The sequence below is a fragment of the Fischerella muscicola PCC 7414 genome (assembly GCF_000317205.1).
Classification (GTDB): domain Bacteria; phylum Cyanobacteriota; class Cyanobacteriia; order Cyanobacteriales; family Nostocaceae; genus Fischerella; species Fischerella muscicola.
Map to the genome: position 1 here is coordinate 1 of NZ_AJLK01000145.1, position 1863 is coordinate 1863.

2 protein-coding genes and 2 pseudogenes are annotated in these 1863 nt (G+C 38.8%); 2 read left to right on the plus strand and 2 right to left on the minus strand.

Features of this window, described 5'->3' with window-relative positions; all coding sequences use genetic code 11:
• The coding region (locus UYI_RS33225; protein ID WP_016865277.1) for a hypothetical protein at positions 1-198 on the minus strand (198 nt) is incomplete at its 3' end.
• A 13-nt stretch (positions 199-211) separates the two neighbouring features.
• Here UYI_RS33225 and UYI_RS37105 point away from each other — a divergent pair.
• Positions 212-370: a hypothetical protein gene (locus UYI_RS37105; RefSeq protein WP_235147999.1), complete on the plus strand. Its 159-nt coding sequence runs from the start codon at positions 212-214 to the stop codon at positions 368-370.
• Between the two features lie 80 nt (positions 371-450).
• Positions 451-1480 (plus strand): annotated as a pseudogene (locus UYI_RS35160) (IS701 family transposase).
• 45 nt (positions 1481-1525) lie between these two features.
• Here the strand turns inward: UYI_RS35160 and UYI_RS33230 are convergent.
• Positions 1526-1863, minus strand: a pseudogene (locus tag UYI_RS33230) (type I DNA topoisomerase); the annotation flags it as partial.

Sequence of the window (1863 nt, forward strand, 5' to 3'; positions counted from 1 at the left end):
CGCTGAGGGGGTGACAAGGGGGATGTAACTTAGGCTTGGCTTGCCTTTCACTTTAATCACTGCTGAAAAGATGAGAATTAATTGAGCGCGATCGCGCTTTGTGAAAATAGGAGTTTTGAGTGCTGATGAATAAGAAAAATCTTGCTGTTGCTTTTTATCTTTGAGGGCGTCCGTCACCTGAAAGGCTTGCCCTGCCACAAGTTGACTGCGGTTGTCACCCCCTCAGGCGATCGCTCATATTGCTTCAAGCCAGTCACCACGATTATGCTACCGTGTTGGCAATGAGGCACAATGGTTACCTCGCCCCGGAGCGATACTACCAGATAAGCTGTTTCGCTTTGGTGCGCGTAAACGGTTGAACTTACCTTAAACTACTAGTTCACCAACCCTTACAGTTAATAGAGGCATGAAAAACAGATAATTTACCTGTCTGTGTTTAGGGTTCGGACAATCAGAGCAATTACAAAACCATCCACTGCCAAGTGTGACCTCAACACTTACACTTTGTTCTTGCTAGCAGAATCAAAGTATTCAGGTTGCCAATGTTTGGCGCAGATAATGGAAAATTTGTCTGATGATAGCGTTAACAGATTTTTGCTACGCGAGAGATACGAACCCAAGCTATAGCTTGAAGAAATTAAATCAAACATCAACTTAATTGGCGGTACTTTAAGTGGTGACGATACGGTAATTGATAAGCCTCATAGCGACCCGAAAATGACGGAATTGATTGGTTACTATTACTCAGGCAGACACCATCGCGCTGTCAAAGGAATTCAGTTAATCACCTTGTATTACACGGATGTATCTTTTAAGTCAGTGCCAGTAAATTATCGGATTTATAACAAGCAGGAGGGAAAGACTAAAAATGACAATTGAGGAAATGATAATTGAGGTTTTAGACTGGGGTTTAAAACCTAAAACTGTAACGACAGACAGTTGGTATTCCAGCCAAGAAAACCTAAAATTACTGAAAAACAAGGAATTAGGGTTTTTAACTGGTATAGCTAAAAATCGCTCATGTTCGGTTGACGGTAAAAATTTTACTCAAGTTCAAAATTTAGAAATTCCCGAATCTGGTTTAATAGTGTATCTCAAAAATTTTGGTCAGGTAAAAGTATTTCTCAGAAGGTTCAAAAACGAAACTTCCAGATATTACATTATGTATACCCCGGAAAAAGATGCATTTTTCTCAATTACTAGAGCCGAATTCAGGGAAATTCATTCAATACATTGGGGGATTGAGTGTTACCACAGGGCCATTAAACAAGTATGTGGTATTAGTCGATTTATGGTAAGAACCACTGACGCTATCAGAACTCATTTTTTTAGTGCAATTCGAGCCTTTACACAACTAGAATTAATGCGCTCCGAAGAATTAATTGAAAACTGGTATGAAGTGCAAAGAAAATTATCTCTTCAAGTAGCTCGTGACTTTATTTTAGAACACTTAACTCAGAAGTTAGAATTGGCTGCATAATATCAATTTTCTGACAATGCGTAAGTTCTGAATTTGTTGAATTGCTTAACTCTTCAACTCTCCAAACTTGGGACTCCACCACCCTTTTTGGGTATTGAAATAAGCTACATCTTTATGTTTTTGATCACTGCGGGATTTAGGATTTGAACACCGCAGCATAGTCTTATTTTGTCCGTCTTTTATATAGGTGTATTCTTCTAAAGGTTTCTTACACACTGGACAAGGATATTGTGTTATCTTAGTCGGAGGTTTTTGAGGTTTTGCATCTTCAGCAGCTTTTGAACGAGGTGCTTCCCAAGTTTTGCTGTATTCGTTCCAAAATAAAACTACATTCTCACACCCACTGACACATTTAAGAAAGTATTTCTTTTTGACTTTATTAC